This is a genomic window from Propionispora hippei DSM 15287, from assembly GCF_900141835.1.
GTDB lineage: Bacteria > Bacillota > Negativicutes > Propionisporales > Propionisporaceae > Propionispora > Propionispora hippei.
In genome coordinates this window covers 22,917-46,084 of record NZ_FQZD01000027.1, presented here as the reverse complement: position 1 = coordinate 46,084, position 23,168 = coordinate 22,917, and the positions used below count along the sequence as shown (strand labels likewise).

The following is a 23,168-nucleotide window of genomic DNA, read 5'->3' as shown; positions in this document are numbered from 1 at the left end:
GATTGCAAAATATAAATCAAAAAGAGCCAAAACGTGAGTTCCGGCATAAGCCGAAAATTCCCGTCCTGGCTCTTTGGCTATGAACCAAATTGGTTTTATACACTATCCGGCAAAGGCAGTTGCTCCGGCAGCTTACCGGATTTCTCCTCAGCCGGTTGACTTTTGGTATCACGAATGAACAGTGCCGGCAGAATGCCTGCCGCACACAATACGGCGGTAATCAGAAACACATCGTCAAAGGCGGCAACTGCCGCCTGCTGGGAGACCATCCCCTGCAAGCTGCTCAAAGCCAGCAGCTTGGCTGCCGCCGGTGACATGCCGTCCAGAATAAAGTTGTTCTGCAGTGCCGCCAGCGCGGAAGTTACCAGATGGGACCCGCTGTCCAGGTAATTCCGATAGGTTGCGCTGTGCACCAGTTGCCTGGTGTCCAGCAAAGTCCCCATAATTGCAACGCCTACGCTGCCGCCAACATTTTTAAACAGGTTAAACACACCTGACCCGACTCCCAGTTTGTCTTTGCTTAATGTTCCCATAACCCCGTTCGATAAAGGCGACATGGTCAAGGCCAGTCCGACCCCCATGAAAACAAGCGTCACCGCAATATGCGAGTACGGCGTCCGGGCATCGAGCAGGCGGAAAGAAAACAGGGCCAACGCCATAATGGACATTCCCAAAGAGGCCGGAATTCTTGAGCCGTATTGCCCGGCCAGCCGGCCGCCCAGGGGCGCCAGCAAAATCATGGAAAGTGTCAGAGGCAGCATGGATATTCCCGCCTTAATCGCGATAAAGCCCTGAACATTGCGTAGATAAAACGGCAGAAGAAACAATCCGCCATACATGGCCATAAAAGACAGAAAGCCAACGATATTGGACACGGTAAACGTAACATTTTTAAACAGGGCCAAATCCACCATCGGTGCCGCCGTTCGTTGTTCTACCACGAAAAATGCCGCCATAGACAGTACCGCTACGGCCGCCAGGCCCAGAATATAGAAGGATGTCCAGCCTTCATCCGAGCCCTGATTAAGCACCAGCATCAGGCAAATCAAGCTGATTACCAGCAAAGCGCCACCGGCATAGTCAATTTTGGCTTTACTCTGCCCGGTCTTGGATTCCTGCAACACCTTGGTCCCTAATAGCAAGCCCATGGCCGATATCGGTAGGATGGAATAAAAGATCAGGCGCCAATCAAGATATTCCACAATAAGCCCGCCCAGGGTCGGACCAAGGGCACTGCCTCCGGCTGCCAGAGCGCCCCACAGGCCTAATGCCTGCCCCCGTTCGGTCGGAGAAAAAGCATCAGACACCAAAGCCATAGAGTTGGGGAATAGCAGCCCCGCCCCGATACCCTGAAGGACCCGGAACACGATAAGCGCCGTGCTGCTCCAGGCCATACCGACCAGCAAGGTAGCCGCGGTAAAAATGGCCAGCCCGGTCAAATACATGCGTTTCCGGCCAAATTGATCGCCCAGTTTACCGGTAATCGGTAAAATTGAACCGTAAGGCAGCATATAGGAAAGAGAAACCCAGACTACCGAATCCATCGTAAAACCAAACACCTGCATCATATTCGGCAGAGCAATGTTGACCGAACTGCTGACATAGGAACTCAGCATGGTGCCCAGCGTAACGGTCAAAAGCACCATGTATTTATTGGGTTGTGTTATTGCTTGTTCCATCATCATCACCTCTGTTAAGACCGGACGTTCACATTAATTACGGCCGACATGCCCGGTTTTAACTGGGTATTGCCGGTTTTAGCAATACTTATCTTCACAGGCAGTTTCTGCGTAAGCTTAGTATAATTGCCGGAAGTATTTTCATTGGGCAGCAGGGAAAACTGAGAACCGGTTGCCGCCCCCACTTCCTGCACGAGGCCGGTAAACTTCACGCCGGGAAAGGCGTCTACCGTAAAATGCACGGCCTGTCCGTCATGGACCTTGCCGATATACGTTTCGTCAATATTGGCCGCGACCCAAATGTCGTCGGAATCGACAATATTGAATAAGGGTTGGCCTATTGCCACACTTTCCCCTAGATTAACCGCCCGCTGAGCAATCACACCGGAAATAGGGGCTATGATCGTGGCATTTTCCAATTGGAGCTGAGCATTCTGCAGCATGGCCGCCGCCTGGTCCACCTGGGCCTGTGCCGCCTGGATGTCTTCCTGCCGTGAGCCTTCGGCCACCAGACTGGCCGACTGGCTGGAGGACGCCAACTGCGCCTTGGCCACCGTCAGGGCGGTCCAGGCGGCATCCAGTTGCTGAGCCGCTACGGCACCTTGGTCATACAGAGCTTTGGTCCGATCATAGGCTTTTTCCGCATTGGTTACATTCGCCTCGGCCGAATCAACGGCCGCACCCGCCTGGGCTACCTGCTGCGGACGGCTTCCGGCCTGCAGGCCTGCCAGCTTAGCCTGGGCAGCGGCCAAATTGGCTTTAGCCTGGTCAACCTGCGCCGCTAATTCCTTGGTATCCAGTCTGGCGACAACCTGTCCGGCCTCCACCCGGTCGCCCTCATTGACCAGCAGCTCGGTTGTCCGCGCCGAAACCCGGGCACCTACGGTCACAATGGTACCTTTAACCCGGGCATCATCGGTAGATACCGTACCTGCATAGTTATACCACCACCAGCTTCCCCCTCCCAGCAGGGCCACGCCGATAACACCGACGAAAGCTGCCAGTTTCTTTTTGGATTGAAAGAATCTATTACTCATATATATCCTCCCTTTTAGTTAACGCAACAGCCCGGCGCATCCATATAGCCGCCCGGACCAGCGTATAGGCAGGGAGATTTCTTCCTGCGCTATTTATTATTAATCTTAATATTATTAATTATAATAACATTGATTAAAAAAGACAATTGTACTTTTTGCCAGCCAAGTCACAAAAAACTACCTGTTTAGGCAACAGGCCCAAACAGGTAGTTTTCAATCGTCTTATACGTATTCTCTTTCATTTCTCTCATGTTCTTAGGGTCATCATGAATAAAAATTATTTGTCACATGATTCTTTTTCATCTAAGTCAGTAAAAAAAATTTTGGATTTACTTAGTTACGGCAGTTCAGGATTGCTTGATGGTTTCCTTGTAGACCTGCTTGCCGTCTTTCATCTCAATGATGACCACGCCTCTGACAGCATCATGGCTTTCGTTCAGGTTCATCTCGCCGCTTACACTGGGGAAGTTCTTCGTAGCTGCCAGGGCCTCGCGGATTTTATTGGCATCTGTGCTATTGGCCCGTTTGATGGCATCCACTAACAAGCGAGCGGCGTCATAGCCCATAGCGGCCATGGAGTCAGGTACTTGCCCGTATTCCTTCTGGTAAGCTTCCACAAAGGAATTGGAAACCGGGTTTTTGTCTTCCACGGAATAGAAATTGGTAAAATACGTGTTATTTAATGCTTGCGCCCCGCCAAGTTCAGCCAACCGGGGTGAATCCCATGCATCGCCGCCCAGAATAGGTATGGTGATGCCCAATTCGCGCGCCTGTTTAACAATCTTGCCCACATCTTCGTAGTAGCCTGGTATGTAGATAATTTCCGGATTTTGTGCTTTTATGGTAGTCAGAGTAGCTTTAAAATCCTGATCTTTTTGCAGGTAAGCCTCTTCGGAAACGATTTGGCCGCCGCGTTCGGTATATACGCTCTTAAATACCTTGGCTAACCCTTTGCTATAATCGCTGGAATTATCCACCATGATCGCGGCTTTCTTAGCCTTCAGACTATTCCAGGCGAAATTAGCGCCTACCGTTCCCTGGAAGGAATCAATAAAGCACGCCCGGAACGTATAGTCCTTCACCTTGCCTGTTGCTTCATCCACCGTTACCTTGGGATTTACCGTAGCCGCTGCCACAAAGGGAATCTTATTGTCCTCGGCAACCACCGATCCGGCAATGCCGCAGGAGCTAACAGTGAAACCGGTTACCGCCACTACCCGGTCCTGGGTGATTACTTTGGTCATGGCGTTAGCCGACTCGGAGGGTTCTCCTTTATTGTCCGCCGTAATGATTTCCAGCTTTTTGCCCAATACTCCGCCGTTGGCATTGATTTCCTTAAAGGCCAGATTAGCGCCGTTGGCCGCCGAAGTGCCGTAAGATGCCGTATTGCCGGTCAGTTCGTAGACCATACCGATTTTGATGGAATCGCCGGCCGTATCGCCGCACCCGGCCGTCATGCCCATAGCAGCCAGCAACAGCAAGAACAGCAAAGTCTTACCTGTTAATAACCGTTTTAACATTGATCAACCTCCTAATAAACATATTCTACAATAAGAGCGACAGGAATGCCGTACTAACCGTGACCGGCAGACGTACATACCTCTTATAGCAAAATATTGTATTGTAAAACGCCCGGCTCCGCAAGTACCTAGGCCGTAGAAAATAAATAATGGCAAAATATTTTATTTTTTTTACCGTCAGCCAACCGCGCTATGCCAGACCTTCCCTTTATTATGTCACCTTTTGGGCCATAAAGGAATAGGCTACTCATAAAAAGGCATTTACCTGCCAGGAGGAACCAGGCGATGGGATACTATATAAAAGTCGATGAACACGTCAAACTCTATGTAGAGGATGTAAACCCGGCAGGCTGTGAAACCATTGTCTTTTTGCATGGTTGGCCTGCCGATTATACCATGTTTGAATATCAGTTTGCCTATTTGATCCAGAAAGGCTTTCGCTGCATAGGCATCGATCAGCGGGGCTTCGGACGCTCCGATAAGCCGGCTGACGGCTACGATTATAACCGGCTGGCTGATGACGTCTACGGCGTAATCAGCCAACTGGGGTTACAAGGGGTTACCCTGGCCGCCCACTCCACCGGCGGTGCCATCGCCGTCCGCTACATGGCCCGTCACAGGGGATACGGCGTGGCAAAGCTGGCTCTTTGCGCGGCAGCGGCCCCCAGTCTCATTCAACGGCCATACTTTCCTTATGGTCTGCCGCGGGAAGCCGTTGAAAAAATCATCCGGGACACCTACACCGACCGGCCGGCGATGCTGCGGGATTTTGGCGACATGTTCTTTTTTCAATATGTCACCCAGCCTTTCGCCGATTGGTTTTTCCAGCTCGGGCTAAAGGCCGCCCTATGGTCTACGGCAGCCGTGGCCACCACCTGGCTGGGCGAGGAAAAACTTTTTTCCGACCTGGAAAGCATCGAAGTTCCCACCTTGATCCTGCACGGCATTCACGACCGCGTCTGCCACTTCTCCTTGGGCGAAGCCCAGGAGCAGGGTATCAGGCATTCCCGGCTCATCCCCTTCTGCTATAGCGGTCATGCCTTGTTCCGGGACGAGCGGGACAAATTCAATAAAGAACTGGCGGATTTCGCGGCTAAATACCGTTAACTTCCTTTTTATCAAAAGGGCGGCGGCCAGGCGCTATTCGTCCGGCCGCCGCTCCTTGGAACATACCTCGGAACCTTTTTTCCGTTCCCCGTCAATCAAGTCAGGCACCAGCTCGGCGGCCAGCTCCACTTCCGGCGCAATGCCTTCCGCCAGCAGCACTGCCCCGGCATCGGGAGCGGCATTCTGTTTATCCCGCTGCTCCAGCCGGACATTGCCAAGCAACAGGCTTACCAGTACCCCGGCAACGCCAATGAGTGCCGCCACCCAGAACACCACCTGCAGCGATTCGGCCAGCGCACCCTTGAGCGGTGGCAGCAGGCTGTCACGCAGTTCTGCCGGAATGAGCTGCAAGGTCTCGGGACTTAACAAGATATTAAACATGCTGTGAGGATCGGTCCGGGCTTTCGCCAGCCAGTCGGCCAGCACACTGTTAGCGGCAATAGGCATATTTTTGATAGCCGGGAAAAACTCCTGCGCCATGATGGCATTGGAATAGCTGTTAAACACCACCCCGAGCACCGTCATTCCCAGTGTGCCGCCAATGCTGCGAAAAAATTGCGTCGCCGAAGTGGCGACCCCGCGCCGTTTTGGACCCACCGTGCTTTGCACGGCAATGGTAATCACCGGCATAATCAGGCCCATGCCAATGCCCAGCAGCGCGATATACGCTGCGGCAGCCAATTGCCGCGTTTCTATCGTCATGGTGCTTAACAGGTAAAAGGCCACTGTCATAATGCTCATACCGGCCAGATAAATCGTCCGGAACGGCAGCCTGGTGGCATAGCGTCCGGCTAAAATACTGGTCCCCATCATGCCCAGCATCATCGGCAGCATCGTGTTACCGGAACCGGTCGCGCTGATGCCCAGCACACCCTGAAAGAACAGGGGTAAAAACGCCAACGCCCCAAACATGCCCAGGCCCATGAGGAAGCCGACCATATTGCTAACGGCAAACACTTTGTTTTGAAATAAATCCAGACTCAGCACCGGGTCCAGGGCTCTTTGCTCAACATAAAGAAAGAGCGCCCAGGCAACAAACGAAAGGCCCAGTAAGCCAACTATCTGCCAGGACAGCCAGGAATAACCGGCTCCGCCCATATTTAATCCCAGCAGCAAAGAGACAGTTCCGGTAATGAGCAGCAAAATACCGGCATAATCAATATGAACCTGCCCGACGGCCGGTTTTTCATCGCGCAAACCCATATAGATAGTAGCCGTCGCCAAAAAACCAATTGGCAGATTGATGTAAAAAACCCACTGCCAGGAGGCAGAATCGACAATCCAGCCGCCAATAGCCGGGCCAACCACCGACGACAGCCCAAACAGCGCCCCCATAATGCCCTGCCACCGGCCCCGTTCACCCGGCGGAAAGATGTCACCGACGATCGTCATGGCCAAAGGCATCATAATGCCACCGCCAATCCCCTGCAAGGCCCGGTACAGAATGAGTTGCAGCATGGTCTGGCTTGTCCCGCAAAGCGCCGAGCCGCCGATAAAAATCAACAATCCGGCTATATAAATCAACCGGCGTCCGTATACATCGGCCAGCTTGCCGGCAATCGGCACCACCGTCGTCGAAGTAAGCATATAGGTCGTGGTCACCCAGGTCATAATGCTCAGCCCGCCAAGCTCGCCAATAATGCGGGGCATTGCTGTCCCCACCACCGTCTGGTCCAAAGAAGAAAAAAACAGAGCTAAAAACAAACCTGTCAGTAATATTCTTCGCTGCCTGTTACTGTTCATAGCTTCCTCCCGCTAATGGAATGACTTGGTTTAGCCTTCCCCTGCTAAGAAAATAATATCAACAAGACTCCTGTAACTTAAAAAAATCTCCGGCTAAATCACCCTGCCGCCTGAGCCGCCGAACATATTCTGCATATAGTTGGCTATGCTAAGGATAAATAGCTGGGAGGCTTTTTATGAAAATAGCAATTATGGGAGCCGGCCTGTCTGGGTTAGCCTGTGCCTTAACCTTAGAGAAAAACGGTCTCACTCCCACCGTTTTTGATAATCGCCGTTGCGTCGGCGACCGGTTTGTTAATGGAGAAATTTTACTGCCTATGCTGGAGCAATCCTTCAGCGATCCGCTGGTCCGGTTGTCAGAAGTTTACGGTATATACCTGCAGCCTACCAATAATATTACGGCACTCACGTTGCATTCCGAGAATAAGACAGCCCAATTAACCGGCCAACTAGGCTTTATTAATCTGCGGGGCAGGGTGGAAACCTCGTTTGAGTCCCAATTGGCCCGGCAATTAAAGACCAAAATTTTATTCAACTCAACATACGACTATACTGCTTTATTAAAAGAATTTACCCATATTATATTGGCTGTCGGCGATTTCAGGTATACCGAGGAAATACAGCGAGTAAAAAGCAGTCTTACCGTTACTTTAAAGGGAGCAACTGTCGCCGGAAACTTCAATCAGCGAGAAGTGGCCGCCTGGCTTGATAACACTATTGCTCCCAAAGGATATTGCTACTTAATTCCCTTCTCCGGCAAAGAAGCCAACATTACCTTAGCCTATCCCGAATATCCTGAAGCGAAGGAGCTAAATCAAAACAAATTGTGGGACAGATATTTTGAACGGGTCTGTAAAGACACTCGGCAGAATCTAAGGATAACCGACCAATTTGAAATTCACCATTACCGGATGGGAATTTCCGATATGCCCCGCATCGGCAATACTTTCTTTGTCGGCAATTGCCTGGGAACTATGATGCCGGCGCTGGGCTTTGGCCAACTGCCGTCCATGTTATCCGGTATTTATGCTGCTCAGGATTTGCTTGGACAGTTAAATTACCAGCAAACCGCCAAATCCCTTTACCAAAGCTATCACCACTCCATGACACTCCGGAAATTTTTGGAGTCCTTAAACAATGCTAACCTGGACACCCTTGTTAGCCTGGCAGGCACTCCCTTAGCTAACCGTTTGCTGAATAACCGTCGCATTAGCCTCCTAAAGATAATCAGTCGCCTGTTAACACCGCTTTTTGGATAAACAAACGTCCCATTACCAAACGAAAGATCTGTTAAAATATTACAGGCAATGACCATACCCTGCCGGATAATCCGCTTGCTAATCCTACCTAGCTGGCTTATGATTAAATTACTGATAAAAAATACCTAATTTGAGGAAATTACCATGCTCAATTTACAAGCCTTACCATACTATCGCTGGCTGGTATTTAGCGTAACTGCTACAGGAACTTTCATGGCAACCCTTGATTCCAGCATTGTCAATGTCGCGTTGCCCCGTATCTCGGCTATGCTTGATTCCAGCCTGCCACTGGTTCAGTGGGTCGTATCGGCTTATCTGCTGACCATTTCCTGCCTGCTGCCGCTCTTTGGCCGTCTGGGAGACATGCTCGGCCGCCGCTCGGTCTATACCGCCGGGTTTCTCGTTTTTACTTTAGGCTCGCTGCTCTGCGGCCTGGCCGGCCACATTGCCTTGTTGATCACCGCCAGAGTGATCCAAGCCATCGGAGCCGCCATGCTCATGGCCAATGCCTCGGCCATTGTGGCTGCCACCTTTCCCAGTTCCAGCCGCGGACAAGCCCTCGGCATGGTGGGAACCATTGTGGCGCTGGGCTCCCTGACAGGCCCCAGTGTGGGCGGTGTATTGGTCGATCTGTTCGGCTGGGAGTCGATTTTCTATGTCAATTTGCCGATTGGGTTGCTCGGTTTTGCCGCCGGTCAGATAATTCTCCCCCGGGAAGCCCGCCAGAACGGCGAAGCCTTCGATTACCCGGGTGCCGTATTGTTCGCCACCGGCATGATCTGCTTTCTGCTAGCTATCATTCATGGCGAGGATTTAGGCTGGCTGTCTAAAACAGTCATTACTTTGTTTATCGCAGCTGTAGCTCTCTTAACGCTCTTTGTCCTTCACGAAAAACGCGCTCCCTTTCCAATGATTGACCTAAGCCTGTTTAAAATCTGGGCCTTCTGGTCCGGCAATGCCGCCGGTCTGATTTCCTTTATGGCCCTTTTTTCCAATACCATGCTGCTGCCCTTCTACCTAACCACCATCCTGCACCTAAGCCCTTCACAGGTCGGCCTGCTGATGACGCCCTTCCCGTTCTTAATGGCCCTGCTGGCTCCGATTAGCGGCTATCTGTCCGACCGGATCAACCCGGCTTTTCTCAGTACCGCTGGACTGAGCGTAACTACCCTGGGCCTGCTTTCGCTAACCCTGTTGGGCGAACACACCTCACTTTGGGAAATTGCCTTGTCCCAGGCTACGCTGGGCTTAGGCAACGCGCTCTTTCAATCACCCAATAACAACAGTGTCATGAGTTCGGTCCCGCCGGAAAAGCTGGGCATTGCCAGCGGCTTCAATTCACTGGTAAGAAATATTGGCCAGGTTTCGGGCATCGCCATCTCCGTGTCGATTTTCGAGAACCGCCAAGCCGCCGCTCTGGCCGGTTTTACCCAGCCTGATGCGGCTCAGCAGATTGCCGCCTTTCTGTCCGGCTACCATACCGCTCTGTTTGCGGGGGCCTTATTTGCCGCCATTGGTGCCGCCTTATCCTTCGTAAGACGGACTGAACTGATCGCTAAAAACTGAACTGACCGCTCTAACAGCAGGCTCCCCTGGCGGAGAGCCTGTTTTTTTTATAGTGCCTGATGGCAAACACGGTCGCTAGCTGCTGAAATTCAATGCTTTGCTAACGGTTATAATATAAAAAAACAGGGAATAGTAATCTTGCTATAACTGCTTTTATTGTCAAAGACAAAAAAGTGATCGGTTTTTATTCTGGAACAGGCAGGATTTTCCGACTAAAAATTCTAAATTATTTTCCAGGATTTCTTACTGTTAAAGTAAGGTCTAACTATATTAAAAAGGAGCGATTCGGTTTGGACAATGCGATGTTTTGTTACCAGTGTGAACAAACTTTTGGCGGCAAAGGCTGTACCAAGAGCGGTGTCTGCGGTAAAACCCCGGAAATTGCCAATTTGCAGGATTTACTGATTTACCAGCTAAAAGGCATCTCCTGCTATGCCAAGGAACTGATCGACCAGGGTAAACCGATTGACAAAGAGGTGGTTAAGTTTGTCGAGAATTCCCTGTTCACCACCCTGACCAACGTTAATTTTGACGTCGGTGTTCATGTAAAACTGCTGCAGGAATCGCAAAAAATAAAAGAACAGTTGCGCAGCCAGGCCCCGCAAAAAAACTATCCCGACGCAGCCACCTACAATCTGAGCGATAGCAAGGAAGCCATGCTCAAGGATGCGGTCAAGGCGGGCATTATGTACGATCAAACCCTGGACCCCGACATCCGCTCCCTGCGCTCCACCGTCCTGTACGGCTTAAAGGGCATCAGTGCCTACGGCCATCAGGCCAGGTTTATCAACTTTTACAGCGACCAGGTGGACAACTTCTACTTCCAGGGGTTAGAAGCCACAACCAACGATAATCTCACCCTGGACGACATGATCCGCGTGGTTATGCGGACAGGCAATATGAGCGTCGAAGTCATGAAGGTGCTGGACGAGGCCAATACGACAACCTATCAAAACCCATCGCCGCACCAGGTTGATGTCAATCCCAAGAAAGGGCCCTTTATCATTATCTCCGGCCATGACCTGCGTGACCTGGAAATGCTGCTGGAACAAACCGAAGGAAAGGGTATCAACATCTACACCCACGGCGAAATGCTGCCGGCCCACGGCTATCCGGGCCTGAAAAAATATAAGCATCTGGCTGGCAACTACGGTTCGGCCTGGCAAAATCAACAGAAGGAATTTGACAGCTTGCCGGGCTGTATCCTGATGACCACCAACTGTCTGATGCGGCCCCGGGAAACTTATAAGGACCGGATTTTCACGACCAACGTTGTCGGCTGGGAAGGCGTGAAAAACATTAAAACCAAGCCTGATGGCACCAAAGATTTCAGTGAAATCATCGATAAGGCTTTAGAGTTAGGTGGCTTTACCGAGGATGAAGAAGCGCACAAAATCCTGGTCGGCTTCGGGCATCATGCCACACTATCCCATGCCGAAGCCATTGTCAATGCGGTAAAGGACGGCAAGGTGCGTCACTTCTTCCTCATCGGCGGCTGCGACGGTGCCCGTCCGGGACGCAATTACTACACCGAGTTTGCCAAGCTCGTTCCGGAGGATTGCGTCATCCTGACCCTGGCCTGCGGCAAATACCGTTTCAATAAGCTGGATTTCGGTACTGTAGCTGGTCTGCCGCGGCTTTTAGACATCGGGCAGTGCAACGATGCTTATTCGGCCGTCCGGATTGCCACAGCGCTGGCCGATGCCTTCGATACCGATGTCAATTCCCTGCCGCTTTCCATCGTGCTGTCTTGGTACGAGCAAAAAGCTGTTGCCGACCTGTTGGCGCTCTTATCGCTGGGCATCCAAAATATGCGGCTCGGCCCCAGCCTGCCGGCCTTCCTGTCGCCTAATGTGCTGCAGTATCTGGTGGAAACCTTCAGTATCAAACCGATCAGCACGCCGGAGGACGACTTGAAGAGCCTGCTCAAGCAGGCAAACTAATTTCCTGCTTTTGTGAGCGCATATCGGACATTGCAAGCACCTGCTTAATGTAAAACAAGACCGTCGCAAATGATTTTATTCATTTACAACAGCCTGTATGTGTAAAGAAAAGCTTGTCGTCCCTTTGTCATTGCCACAAAGGGACCCAAAAGGCTAGGCCTGTCCTCCAAAATACTTGAAAAATTGCCGGCTTACTAAAAATCCGTAAACTCGCTTCGCTCAAACAAATACCCAAAGGGCACAGGTGGATTTCTTAACGTAAGCCGGCAATTTTTCATCCTGCGGAACGTATTTTTCCGGGAAAGGCCGAACTGGGAGCCAAAACAAAGCTGTTACGCTTTTTTAGCGCAATAGCCTTGTTTTTTTGTTTAGGCAGCGACCAGGGTTATTGGGGGCCGCTTTATGCTTCCCAGTTATGATGGAAAGTGCCTTCCTTGTCATTCCGTTCAAAGGTATGGGCGCCAAAATAGTCCCGCTGGGCCTGCAGCAGATTGGCCGGCAGCTCGGCCGCCCGGTAGCTGTCGAAATAGGACAGGGAGCTGGTAAAGGCCGGTACCGGGATGCCCGCCTGGATAGCGGCAACCACTACGTCCCGCCAGTCCTGCTGGTAATTCTCTATGCTGGTGCGGAAATACTCGTCCAAAAACAAACTGGGCAAGTCCTGATTCTTATCGTAGGCTTCCTTGATTTTATTTAAAAACTGGGCCCGGATAATGCAGCCGCCGCGGAAAATCATCGCGATGCTGCCCAGATCCAAGTCCCAGCCGTACTGCCGGGAGGCGCCGGCCATCAGGCTGAAGCCTTGGGCATAAGCGCCGATTTTGCTGACATACAGCGCCCGGCGGATGGCTTCGGCGAAAGCCGCCGGCTTACGAACAGCCTGTATCTCCGGTCCGGCCAGGCGCTTGGCGGCTGCCACCCGTTCGTCCTTCATGGCCGACAGATAGCGTTCAAAGACAGCAGTGGTAATCGACGGGATGGGCACGCCCAGGTCCAGCGCCACCTGGCTGGTCCACTTGCCGGTACCCTTCTGTCCAGCCTTATCCAAGATGACCTCCACCATAGGCTTCCCTGTGGCCGGATCGGTTTTACCTAGAATGTCGGCCGTAATTTCAATCAGATAACTGTTAAGTTCGCCCTGATTCCAGCCGGCAAAAATCTCTTTAATTTCCTCAGGCTTGAGACCCAACAGCTCTCTCAATAAAACATAGGCCTCGCATATAAGCTGCATGTCGGCATATTCAATGCCGTTATGCACCATTTTGACAAAATGCCCCGCCCCGTCGCTGCCAATATAGGTGCAGCAGGCATCCTCCCCTACCTTGGCCGCAATAGCCTCAAAGATAGGCTGCACCAAGGCAAAGGCTTTTCTGTCGCCGCCAGGCATAATCGCCGGTCCTTTTAACGCCCCTTCTTCCCCACCGGATACACCGGTGCCGATAAAGTGAATGCCCCGGGCGGCAAGCTGCTGATGGCGGCGAATGGTGTCCTGATAAAAGGAATTGCCGCCGTCAATCAAAATATCCCCTTGCTCCAGATAAGGCAAAAGCTGCTCAATGGTGGTATCCACGGGACTGCCGGCTTTGACCATAATCAGTATTTTGCGCGGCCGTTCCAGTGACGCGACCAATTCCTGCAGCGAATAGGCCCCCGTCAGTTGCCGTCCGGCTGCCTCAGCCAGCAATTGCTTCGTTTTATCCTCCGAGCGGTTGTAAACCGTCACGGAATAGCCGTGGTTGGCCATATTGAGTGCCAGATTTTTTCCCATGACCGCAAGGCCGATTACACCAATCTGACTCTTGTTCATATTGCTTCCTCCTTTATTTCCATTCCCGCTGAATGCTGGCAATTTCCTCGAATTCAGCCTCAAGCTTATGGTATAGCCGTTCATAGACGGCAACCAGTCGCTGATACCGCTCGTGATTTGCCAAATCGGGCTGATACCGCTTTTTTATATTAATCAGGTTATTTACCTCTTTGATGTCGGTCATTTGCCCCATAGCGAAGTAGCCCAGTACGGCGGCACCGAAGGCGGCGCCTTCCGGATCGTCCAGTACGGTAATCACTCTTCCGAAAATATCCGCCATCAACTGTACCCAGAACGGCGACCGGGTAAAACTGCCGCTTACCCGGATTTCATTGGATTTGCCGGTTACCTCTTCCAAGGCGCGGAACACACTGAACAGGCTGTACAGAACACCTTCCATGGTCGCTCTCACCAAATGACGCTTACCATGGGTCAGATTCAGCCCAAACAGCACGCCACGGGCATTGGCATTATAGTAGGGCGCCCGTTCCCCGGAGAAGAAGGGCAGCATAATCAAGCCGTCCGAACCGACCGGCTCCTCGGCGGCATACCGGCTGAGGATATCGTAGGGATCATACCCCGACCGTTCCGCCACATACTGTTCCATACAGGCAAATTTGTCCCTAACCCATCGTAAGGCAATACCCCCGTTATTGATCGCCCCGCCGACCACCCAATGGCTGTCGGTCATGTTGTAGCACCAGGTACGCATCCGCTCGTCAATCTGCGGTCGGTCGGTTACAATGCGAATGGCGCCGCTGGTGCCGATCATCGCGGTAATTTGCCCCGGATTTACGGCGCCGGCCCCCAGATTGGATAAAATTCCGTCGGCAGCGCCTAAAATAACCGGCGTAGCGGCCGCTACTCCCAAAAGCTCCGCCATTTCGGCGCTCAGGCCGGGCTCCACATGAGTTGTTGGCTTCACTTCCGACAGCAGCGAAGCGTCAATGCCCAGAATATCGAGAATTTCATCATCCCATGCCTGGGTTTCTAAGTTGTAGATGGCCGTAGTGGTTGCAATGGATTTATCCACCAGGAACTTGCCAAACAGCCGGTAACAAATAAACTCTTTGATACCGATAAATTTATAACTTGCCGCAAAAACCGGCCGCCGCTCCTCTCTAAACCAGAGCAGCTTGGATAAGAGATACATGGGATGAAGCGGACAGCCTGTTTTGACATACAACTTTTTCGCATCATATTCTTGAGCCAGCTTTTCAGTATAAGCCTGGCTGCGCGAGTCAGCCCAGATCAGCATATTATGCAGCGGCTTACCGGTATGATCCACCGGAAAAATGCTATGCATCACCGAGCTGAAACAAATCCCGGCCAGTTCATCTGGCCGCAGTCCGCTTGCCGCCATGCTGCCACGTACCACCTGCACAAAGGCCTGAAAAATTTCTTCCGGGTCCTGCTCCGCCCAAGCCGCCTGTGGCGTATACAGGGAATATTCCAGCGATTGATTGGCTAAGCACTTCCCATCCTGTTGAAAAATGACGGCCCGGCACCCTGTCGTGCCAATATCGACTCCCATCATCGCCTGTCGCATACCATCAGCCTCCGTTTATTCTTGTAAGACATAGATTTTGAGGGCCTGCGCCACTCCTTCCGCCTGATTTCCCGCCGTCACGGCGGCTGCACAGGTTTTCAGTTCAGAACAGGAATTCCCCATAGCAACACCCAAACCTGCCTCACAGATCATTTCTATATCATTTCCTTCATTTCCTATGGCCATAACTTTTTCTAGATCCAATTGGAGCCGGCTGCATAAAAGCCGCAGCGCACTGCCCTTATTTACACCGCGGGGTAAAATATCCAGCCCCCGGGCACTGTCCCTGGCATAGGAAAATACGTCCGCCCAGGGCAGCAGCAGCTTCTGGACAGCCTCAATCCGTTCCGGCCGGTCATAGATCATAATCCGGTTGACCGGTTTGTCCAGCCAAGCCAGGCGGCCTTTCCCCACCGCTTGATAAGGCACTTGATAAATCCTCGAAAAATCCAGAGTTTCCTGGATCGGAGCCTGTACATAAAATACATCCCGGCAATAAACCTTGAAATAGTACCCCGCTTCTTCCAGCATACGGATTACGGCCTGCCCGGCAGCCGCCTCCAAGGTTTGATCGGCGTACACCCGACCTGTTTCATCGGCCATATAGGCACCGCTATGAGCAATAATCGGCGTACTAAGCTCCAACTGCCGGGCGTAAGGCAAAACCGAGCACCATGGCCGGCCGGAGGCCAGGACAACCGAAACGCCTCGCGCCATGACCGCTTGGATGGTCTGCAGCGTTTCTGCCGTAATCCGCTTGTCATCATCCAGCAAGGTTCCGTCCAGGTCAATGGCCACCAACTGTATGGAAGGCACTTTCATCATTCATTCCCCCTTGCCGCTATGCAAAAATGAGCGTTCCAGTCTAGCTGCAACGCTCATTTTTACAGGCCTATTTTACAAACCAGGCTGAAGCTGCCGACTGAACCACCACTTTTTTCAGTTCCTCCAGCAGCAGATAGGGGGTCATGCGGAATGTATCGTTGGTAGCTCCGGCCAAATGGGGCGTAATTGTTACATTTTCCATACTTAGCAGCGGATGTTTGTCGGCTATCGGTTCTGTCCAGAACACATCCAGACCGGCACCGCCAATTTGTCCGTTCTGTAATGCTTCCACCAACGCCTGTTCATCTATCAGTCCGGCTCTGGCCGTATTAATCACATAGGCCGTGGGCTTCATAAGCGCAAATTCCCGCTTTCCGATAAGGCCGGCCGTTTCCTTGCTCAAACGGGCATGAAGGCTGATAAAGTCGGCCTGGTGGCACAACTCCTCAAGCGAAACCTTTTCGACCTGGCTTTCCTGCAGGACTTCTTCCTTCACAAACGGATCATAGGCAATCAGCCGCATATTAAAGGACGACAGTTTTCTGGCTACCAGTTTACCGATATAGCCAAAGCCCACCAGACCCACGGTTTTTCCTTTCATATCCCCCATAAAAGCGGAGTTGGGATACTTTTTCTTCCATTCACCCCGGCGCAGTGCCGCATGGCCCCGGGCCAGATTTCTTAATTCCGCCAGCATCAGGGCAATGGTAAAATCGGAAACGGCCTCGGCGTTTCTCCCCATCGTCCGCATCACCTGAATACCCTTTTCCTTAGCCGCGGCTACATCAATGTTTTCCACACCGGCCCGGCATACGCCAATATAGCGGGCCTTACTGCTGCGAATAAGTGCGCCGTTCAAAGGAGTGTGATGAGTAATCACAATATCCGCATCCAAAATAGCCTGTGTCAGTTCCGCCGGTGGTTGGCCGGCATCAGGTCCAAGCTTTTCCACCTGACTCCGCAAGTGCCAAAATTCCTCATCACTGGCCGGCTTCCAGTCCACACCGGAAACCGCAACCTCCTGACCAAAAATATCCCGTACTGCCTGCCCTAATGTTTCCGATGAAAGCATGGGATCGCCCACTACCAAAAATTTCATTATTCTGCCTCCTGCCGTTTATACCGCTCTATAGTATGGTTCAATTCTTTTACACAACCATACAACTGCTTATAAATTCCTTCATATAGCCGCCGGTATTGCCGGTGGTTTGCCATATTCGGTTCGTACACGACTTCCTTGCGGTCAATCTGCCGCACCATATCCGCCGAATCTTTGTATACGCCCGCTCCCAGGCCGGCCAGCATAGCCGCTCCCAAGGTCACCACCTCAGGAATATCCTGGCAAACAACGGTTTTGCCCAATATATCGGCCTTCATTTGCATCCAGAATGGCGACTTTGTCGCTCCGCCCACTACATGGATGGATTTCACCGTCTGCCCGGTAATCCGTTCCATTTCCTCAATAATCCCGACCGATTCAAAACACAGTCCTTCCAGAACAGCCCGGCTCAGACAAGCCCGGGAATGAGCCGTCGTCAGGCCGAAGAATGCCCCCTTGGCCTGCGGGTCCGCTCCCGGCGCATATTTCCCCCGGAAGTGGGGCAACAGAAAAACTCCTTCTGAGCCAAGCGGCGCCGTTTGTGCTTCCTCGGTAATCACGCTGTAACCGACCTGGGCGATTTGCTTACTAAACCATTCCAGCACGCAGCCGGAGGAAATCACCTGGCCGGCCACATAATATTTATCGTCCACGACATAATTAACACAGGTGAGGTTGCTGTCAATATGCTGCGGATCGGTAATCGGCTCGTCAACAACCATCAAAATCTGCTCACTGGTGCCAATGGCGCAAAGCACATGTCCCGACTTGATCGTTCCGCTGGCCAAGGCACCGCACACATAGTCCAAACCGCCGGTAAATACCGGAGTTCCCACGGAAATATCCGTACGTCTTGCCGCCGCTTCATGCACAGTGCCGACCAGACTGCCGGCCGCCTTTAGCTCTGAGCAAATATCGGGAGAAATGCCCGCGTGGAACAAAATATCCTGATTCCAGCAGCGGTTGCGCAAATCAACCGCCATCGTCCTGCAGGCCACCGAATAATCGACAACGGCATTACCGGTTAGGCAAAACCCGATATAATCCTGCATCGACACCCAATGCTTGACTCTTTTAAAGTTATCAGGCATTTTTTCCTTGATCCATTGCACCTTGGTGATGCCGGCCATCGGATTGGGCACGAAACCGCTGATGGCGTAGATCTTTTCACTGCCGAAGGTATCCTTCCACCACTGGGCCTTTTTCTGGGTTCTGGTATCAAACCAGGCGATGGAACGGTGTATCCACCGGCCGTTTTTATCCAGCAAAACTCCGGCGGCGCCCATGCTGGCCACGGCAATGCCGGCAATTGGCTCCCCGCCCAGCTCGACCACCACCTCGCGCAGCGCTTCCTGCACCGCCTGCCAGATTTGGTCGGGATCAAATTCCGCCTTATCAGCATCTACATAATGAGTTACCGTGGGACGGGAAGCAATCATTTGCAGACTTCCATCAGCCCGGTAGGCTGCTGCTTTACAATTTGTCGTTCCTACATCAATACCGATTAAATATGCCACTGACTTCCCTCCTAGCAAAACCTTGACTAACGATATACTGTAAGCCCCGGAATCCGGGCGATTTCCGCTTCCAGTTCATCCAGGCAGGGGCTGACCGCCACCCGCATGGCGCTGCGGTCGTCAATGCAATCCATGCCTGTACGGATTTTTCCCAACGGTACTACATGGGTCAATAGCTTCTTGGCGGACACCTTGCCGCTGCGGATCATTTCCAACGCCAGCGCATTATGCCGCGGCGCCGAGGAAAAAGTACCGTAAATGGTGATTTGACGGTAATGAATAAAATTGGCATCCAATTCAATAGTCGGCGTGTTTTTTGGCAACCCGGCAAACAGACAAACCTTACCCATCTTGCTGGCCATGGAAATACCAAGCTGCTGCGCTTCTGCCGTGCCGGCCGTAACAATAACCACATTGGCGCCAATCCCGCCGGTCAAATCCAGGACTGCCTGCAGACCGTCGGTCTTACTCAAATCAATATAGGCGTCAAACCCAAAGGCTTTGGCTGCTTCCAGCCGTGTGGCACTGCGGTTGATTAAGAATACCTTGCCGGCGCCCCGTGCCCGGGCCACCTCGGCATGCATGCAGCCAATGGGACCGGCGCCGATGACGGCAACCGTATCGCCTAAGCTGATATTCATATTTTCCTGACCATTTAACACGCAGGCCAACGGCTCGGCCAAAGATGCCTCCAGATACGTCACTTCCGCCGGAATCCGGTTGATGTTATTCGCCCGCACGGCACCGGCCGGAATGAGCATATACTCGGCAAAACCGCCATTGTAATGGTGGGCGATGGTCTTACGGGAATAACACATATTCTGCCACCCGGACGAACAATAGCTGCAAATAGTGCAGCCAATTCCCGGCGCCACAATAACCCGTTCTCCTATCTGAAAGCCGGTTACATCGTCGGCTACCTCAACAATTTCACCAGCCGTTTCATGGCCCAGCACAATCGGCGGCTTAATGGCGGCATGGCCGTGACGAAAAGTTCGCAAATCACCGCCGCAAATCGCACAAGCCTTTACCTTTAGCAGGATGGTTCCCGGCTGGATTACCGGTTTTTCCATTTCCTCGACTTCCATCTGTTCTGTTCCCCTGTATACTGCTGCTTTCATATGTGTCCTCCTAGTTTGTCAGTGAATAAACATATCAAGAATTAAAACCCCGGCCAAGCCCATGAAAGCAATAATCGTTTCCATTATGCTCCAGCTCCGCAAGGTTTCCTTTACAGACAGATTGAAAAACTCCTTAAACATCCAGAACCCGGGATCGTTCGGCGGACCGGCATTCAGGCTGCCGGCACCGCAGGCCAGTACCATCAGTTCCGGGCTGCTGCCGGTAGCCGCAACAATCGGAGCCATGATGCCGCCTGCCGTGAGGCCGGCTACGGTAGCCGAACCAACGGCAATCCGCAAAACCGAAGCAATCAGCCAGCCTAACAGCAGCGGTGAGATATTGACACCGGCCATCAACTTCACAATATACTGGCTGACTCCGCTGTCAATCAAAATCTGCTTAAAGGCACCGCCGCCGCCGACAACCAGTAAGATCATGGCTACCGCCAGCACTGATTCCTGGATGATGTTCATAACTTCTTTCATGGTTTTGCCACGATTCAGACCAAACGTGAAGATTCCAATAAACACGGCAATCAGCAAAGCCATATCCGCATTACCCACAAAATCGAAGAAAACGGCGAGGGAAGCATCTTTCGGCATCGTCAGTTTGGTAATGGAAGCTGCCGCCATTAAAAATACCGGCACCAGAGCAGTAAATATGCTGATCGCAAAGCCGGGCATTTCTTCTTCGGAAAACTGCTTGGAGTTGTACAAACCTTCCGGCATCTTAGGCTTTAAATCCTTAATCGTATTATAAAACCAAGGTCCGGCTACCAATACGGTGGGTATCGCAATAATAATGCCATAAATCAGGGTCAGGCCGATATCGGCATGCAGCAATACGCTCAGAGCCGTCGGGCCTGGATGGGGTGGCAAGAAGCCATGGGTTACTGACAGCGCCGCAACCATCGGCAATCCCACTTCCAGCAAAGAAACCTGGGCGGCTGCCGCTACCGTAAATACCAAGGGAATCAACAAGACAAAACCGACTTCATAGAATAAAACAATGCCTACAATAAATCCGGTCAAGCAGAGAGCCCATTTAATATTTTTGCGGCCAAACTTATCAATCAGGGTCATCGCAATGCGTTGAGCGCCGCCGCTGTCGGCCATCAGTTTTCCCAGCATGGCGCCAAAGCTGATAACCAAGGCCAAATGGCCCAACGTCCCGCCAACACCATTCTCAATCGAACCGACCACCTTCATGATCGGCAATCCTTCCGCAATACCGACCCCTAAACAAACCAGAATCAAGGATAAAAAACTATTGAGTCTGACACCGACAATCAGGATAAATAACGCAATAATACCCAATGCTAAAATAATTAATGGCATGGCTCAATCCTCCCGCATGTTATATTTTTTCTGTCTTGTTTCTCTCCAGCCCTTGTCTTTTTCCATCACCGCCGTTTCTGCTCCCTGATTCGATTTATGTTTGGTTAAGCCCAAACTATATATAACCAACTTTTTAGTTGATCAAAGCCAAAGGTTTTGGCAGATGAGTGAATTCTATCAGAATTTTTATGAATATTTAAAATTATTTTCACAATGTCATTATACCTATCTCCTTCCGGTTTTGCAATATTATTTTCATTATTTTATTCATTATTGAAATAAATTTTCATTTTTAGACAAAATAGCTTTTTTCATTACATAAATTTGGTATAATACAGATAGTTAGGAGGACTATTATGCCAGAAAACACTTCAACACCGGCATCCTGCCTGCCTGTTCTGCGCAGCATGTACGCCGAGCTAACCAAAGCGGAACAAAAAATAGCCGACTTTATCCTGGAACATTCAGCCGATGTAATCCACATGACTATTTCCGAATTAGCCGAAGCCGCCGCCAGTGCTGATGCCACCATTTTCCGCCTATCCAAAAAACTTGGTTTTACAGGTTTTCAGGGACTAAAAATCGCTTTAGCCGGCGATCTCTTCTCTCCCTTAGAATCGGTGGATCGCGAAGTCGACCCCCACGACTCGGTGGAAAGCTTCCCGCAAAAAATCTTTCACAATATTACCGAAGGCCTGCAGGATACTTTAAAAATCCTGGATTATCAGGAGCTGCAAAAAGCCATCGATGCGCTCAGCGCAACCAAGCACTTGTCTATCTACGGGTCCGGCGGCTCGGCCATCATTGCCGCCGACATCGAACACCGCTTTATGCGCTTTGGCATTCCGGTGCGGGCTTACTCCGATCCTCATATGCAGCTTACCTCGGCAATCCTGTTAAAACCGGGCGATGTTGTCATTGCCGTATCCCATTCAGGCGCCAATATTGATGTGCTCAACTCAGTCGAACTGGCCAAAAAGTCCGCCGCTACGATTATCGCAATCACCAGCTACATGAAATCGCCGCTAAGTCTGGCCGCCGATATTTCGCTGCACGGTATGGCCCGCGAAATTCGCTACCGTTCCGAAGCCATGGCGTCCCGCCTTATCCATTTAGCCATCGTTGACTTATTGTATACAGGAATTATGTTGAAAAATCCCAACCAATTCATTGAGAACATGAACAAAGTGCGTCTGGCCATATCCAGCCGCCGCTTGTAACATTACCACTGGCACCCAACATCCGGTTTTCCGGTACAAAAGGCTGGAGCAACGCCCTCGCCAAAGGACGTTGCTCCAGTTTTTTTCGATGCCATCATTTTTCTCCCCGAAAAAGCAAACACTCCGCAGTCTGTTCGCTCCGGAGTGTTATTTACTGTTTGTGCATTTGTTTAAAGTCAGTCTGCCTCTACGGTTGGGAGCCTCCACTGGGTACACGTAACACCCGGGAATTTTATTTCAGCTTAATGCTGAAGCCACTTCTTCCGTGGTCCGAAGGCGTCCTATTCTTGGAAAGATATACTTACAAACATAGTCGTGTTCTTCTTTCGTCACCGCCGTCATCGCATCCTCCACAAAAATCTGCTGGTAGGCATGCTGATAAGCTTCTCTTGCCGTGGTATCCACACCAATCCCGCTGGATATGCCACACAGGACAATCGTATCAATACCGCGGCGGCGAAGTTGCAGATCGAGGTCGGTACCGTAGAATGCGCCCCATTGCCGTTTAGTAACTACGTAGGAAGGGTTAACCGCCGCCAGTTCGGGCACAACCCTGTCCCAACCCTCCGGAAACTGGACCGGATTTGCTGCCATGTCCAGCTTAGGCTGAAACATGTCTTTGCCGTCAAGCGAGGAAACCCTGACAAGAACGACAAACGCCCCCTTTTCCGCAAATGACCTGGCCAGTTTGCCTGCCTGCCGGACAACCTGTTCACCGGAATAAGGCGCAAGCTGTCTGTTTACAATTCCCTCTTGCAGATCTACTACCACAAGGGCTGTTTTGTTAGCTTTTAAAAGTTCAGTGGCTGCCGGTTTTATATCACCCATTTTTTTCGCT

The 23,168-nt window shown here is 51.5% G+C and carries 17 protein-coding genes; 5 read left to right on the top strand and 12 right to left on the bottom strand.

The features are described from left to right. Positions 1 to 95: 95 nt before the first annotated feature. From F3H20_RS14050 to F3H20_RS14040, 3 genes are all read right to left on the bottom strand, one after another. Positions 96 to 1,679, bottom strand: a complete 1,584-nt coding sequence (locus tag F3H20_RS14050) for a DHA2 family efflux MFS transporter permease subunit (RefSeq protein WP_188128344.1) — start codon at positions 1,677 to 1,679, stop codon at positions 96 to 98. Between the two features lie 14 nt (positions 1,680 to 1,693). Further along, complete coding sequence (locus F3H20_RS14045) at positions 1,694 to 2,716, bottom strand: HlyD family secretion protein (RefSeq protein WP_149735542.1); 1,023 nt, start codon at positions 2,714 to 2,716, stop codon at positions 1,694 to 1,696. Positions 2,717 to 3,063: 347 nt separating this feature from the next. Beyond that, complete coding sequence (locus tag F3H20_RS14040; protein WP_149735541.1) at positions 3,064 to 4,236, bottom strand: ABC transporter substrate-binding protein; 1,173 nt, start codon at positions 4,234 to 4,236, stop codon at positions 3,064 to 3,066. Between the two features lie 285 nt (positions 4,237 to 4,521). Between F3H20_RS14040 and F3H20_RS14035 the strand changes: the two genes are divergently transcribed. After that, a complete protein-coding gene (locus F3H20_RS14035; protein ID WP_149735540.1) occupies positions 4,522 to 5,343 on the top strand; it encodes an alpha/beta fold hydrolase in 822 nt (273 codons plus the stop codon). A 33-nt stretch (positions 5,344 to 5,376) separates the two neighbouring features. Here the strand turns inward: F3H20_RS14035 and F3H20_RS14030 are convergent, their stop codons facing one another. Next, a complete protein-coding gene (locus F3H20_RS14030) occupies positions 5,377 to 7,086 on the bottom strand; it encodes an MDR family MFS transporter (protein WP_149735539.1) in 1,710 nt (569 codons plus the stop codon). 176 nt (positions 7,087 to 7,262) lie between these two features. On the opposite strand from F3H20_RS14030, the gene F3H20_RS14025 reads away from it, so the two are divergent. The 3 genes from F3H20_RS14025 (at position 7,263) to hcp (ending at position 11,854) form a co-directional block, all read left to right on the top strand. After that, positions 7,263 to 8,345, top strand: coding sequence for an NAD(P)-binding protein (locus tag F3H20_RS14025; RefSeq protein ID WP_149735538.1), 1,083 nt, complete (start codon positions 7,263 to 7,265; stop codon positions 8,343 to 8,345). Between the two features lie 144 nt (positions 8,346 to 8,489). After that, positions 8,490 to 9,911 carry a DHA2 family efflux MFS transporter permease subunit gene (locus F3H20_RS14020; protein WP_149735537.1) on the top strand — a complete coding sequence of 474 codons (1,422 nt, stop codon included), beginning with the start codon at positions 8,490 to 8,492 and terminating at the stop codon, positions 9,909 to 9,911. A 290-nt stretch (positions 9,912 to 10,201) separates the two neighbouring features. Further along, positions 10,202 to 11,854, top strand: a complete 1,653-nt coding sequence (gene hcp, locus F3H20_RS14015; RefSeq protein WP_149735536.1) for a hydroxylamine reductase — start codon at positions 10,202 to 10,204, stop codon at positions 11,852 to 11,854. Between the two features lie 400 nt (positions 11,855 to 12,254). Here hcp and gndA read toward each other — a convergent pair whose 3' ends face one another. From gndA to F3H20_RS13980, 7 genes are all read right to left on the bottom strand, one after another. Beyond that, on the bottom strand, positions 12,255 to 13,661 hold the full coding sequence (gene gndA, locus F3H20_RS14010; protein WP_149735535.1) for an NADP-dependent phosphogluconate dehydrogenase: 1,407 nt from the start codon (positions 13,659 to 13,661) through the stop codon (positions 12,255 to 12,257). A 13-nt stretch (positions 13,662 to 13,674) separates the two neighbouring features. Next, positions 13,675 to 15,210: a gluconokinase gene (locus F3H20_RS14005; RefSeq protein ID WP_149735534.1), complete on the bottom strand. Its 1,536-nt coding sequence runs from the start codon at positions 15,208 to 15,210 to the stop codon at positions 13,675 to 13,677. A gap of 15 nt (positions 15,211 to 15,225) precedes the next feature. Continuing rightward, complete coding sequence (locus tag F3H20_RS14000) at positions 15,226 to 16,035, bottom strand: Cof-type HAD-IIB family hydrolase (RefSeq protein WP_149735533.1); 810 nt, start codon at positions 16,033 to 16,035, stop codon at positions 15,226 to 15,228. Positions 16,036 to 16,102: 67 nt separating this feature from the next. Further along, positions 16,103 to 17,134, bottom strand: a complete 1,032-nt coding sequence (locus tag F3H20_RS13995; RefSeq protein WP_149735532.1) for a 2-hydroxyacid dehydrogenase — start codon at positions 17,132 to 17,134, stop codon at positions 16,103 to 16,105. Beyond that, positions 17,134 to 18,651, bottom strand: coding sequence for an FGGY-family carbohydrate kinase (locus F3H20_RS13990; RefSeq protein ID WP_149735531.1), 1,518 nt, complete (start codon positions 18,649 to 18,651; stop codon positions 17,134 to 17,136). The genes F3H20_RS13995 and F3H20_RS13990 overlap by 1 nt, the downstream gene beginning before the upstream one ends. A 26-nt stretch (positions 18,652 to 18,677) precedes the next feature. After that, the gene (locus F3H20_RS13985) at positions 18,678 to 19,772 is read right to left on the bottom strand and encodes a zinc-dependent dehydrogenase (protein ID WP_149735530.1); all 1,095 of its coding nucleotides are present in this window, start codon (positions 19,770 to 19,772) and stop codon (positions 18,678 to 18,680) included. An 18-nt stretch (positions 19,773 to 19,790) separates the two neighbouring features. Further along, complete coding sequence (locus F3H20_RS13980) at positions 19,791 to 21,110, bottom strand: gluconate:H+ symporter (RefSeq protein ID WP_149735529.1); 1,320 nt, start codon at positions 21,108 to 21,110, stop codon at positions 19,791 to 19,793. A gap of 356 nt (positions 21,111 to 21,466) precedes the next feature. Here F3H20_RS13980 and F3H20_RS13975 point away from each other — a divergent pair, with 356 nt between their 5' ends. After that, positions 21,467 to 22,330, top strand: a complete 864-nt coding sequence (locus F3H20_RS13975; RefSeq protein WP_149735528.1) for a MurR/RpiR family transcriptional regulator — start codon at positions 21,467 to 21,469, stop codon at positions 22,328 to 22,330. A gap of 237 nt (positions 22,331 to 22,567) precedes the next feature. Here the strand turns inward: F3H20_RS13975 and F3H20_RS13970 are convergent, their stop codons facing one another. Further along, on the bottom strand, positions 22,568 to 23,158 hold the full coding sequence (locus F3H20_RS13970; RefSeq protein ID WP_149735527.1) for a hydrolase: 591 nt from the start codon (positions 23,156 to 23,158) through the stop codon (positions 22,568 to 22,570). Positions 23,159 to 23,168 lie beyond the last annotated feature (10 nt).

Bases quoted from the DNA above. Each gene is read 5' to 3' on its own strand.
- F3H20_RS14045 (WP_149735542.1), bottom strand. From the start codon at position 2,716: ATGAGTAATAGATTCTTTCAATCCAAAAAGAAACTGGCAGCTTTCGTC.
- gndA (WP_149735535.1), bottom strand. From the start codon at position 13,661: ATGAACAAGAGTCAGATTGGTGTAATCGGCCTTGCGGTCATGGGAAAA.
- F3H20_RS14050 (WP_188128344.1), bottom strand. From the start codon at position 1,679: ATGGAACAAGCAATAACACAACCCAATAAATACATGGTGCTTTTGACC.
- F3H20_RS13980 (WP_149735529.1), bottom strand. From the start codon at position 21,110: ATGCCATTAATTATTTTAGCATTGGGTATTATTGCGTTATTTATCCTG.
- F3H20_RS14000 (WP_149735533.1), bottom strand. From the start codon at position 16,035: ATGATGAAAGTGCCTTCCATACAGTTGGTGGCCATTGACCTGGACGGA.
- F3H20_RS14040 (WP_149735541.1), bottom strand. From the start codon at position 4,236: ATGTTAAAACGGTTATTAACAGGTAAGACTTTGCTGTTCTTGCTGTTG.
- F3H20_RS14020 (WP_149735537.1), top strand. From the start codon at position 8,490: ATGCTCAATTTACAAGCCTTACCATACTATCGCTGGCTGGTATTTAGC.
- F3H20_RS14035 (WP_149735540.1), top strand. From the start codon at position 4,522: ATGGGATACTATATAAAAGTCGATGAACACGTCAAACTCTATGTAGAG.
- F3H20_RS13970 (WP_149735527.1), bottom strand. From the start codon at position 23,158: ATGGGTGATATAAAACCGGCAGCCACTGAACTTTTAAAAGCTAACAAA.
- F3H20_RS13975 (WP_149735528.1), top strand. From the start codon at position 21,467: ATGCCAGAAAACACTTCAACACCGGCATCCTGCCTGCCTGTTCTGCGC.
- F3H20_RS13995 (WP_149735532.1), bottom strand. From the start codon at position 17,134: ATGAAATTTTTGGTAGTGGGCGATCCCATGCTTTCATCGGAAACATTA.
- F3H20_RS14005 (WP_149735534.1), bottom strand. From the start codon at position 15,210: ATGCGACAGGCGATGATGGGAGTCGATATTGGCACGACAGGGTGCCGG.
- F3H20_RS14025 (WP_149735538.1), top strand. From the start codon at position 7,263: ATGAAAATAGCAATTATGGGAGCCGGCCTGTCTGGGTTAGCCTGTGCC.
- F3H20_RS14030 (WP_149735539.1), bottom strand. From the start codon at position 7,086: ATGAACAGTAACAGGCAGCGAAGAATATTACTGACAGGTTTGTTTTTA.
- F3H20_RS13985 (WP_149735530.1), bottom strand. From the start codon at position 19,772: ATGAAAGCAGCAGTATACAGGGGAACAGAACAGATGGAAGTCGAGGAA.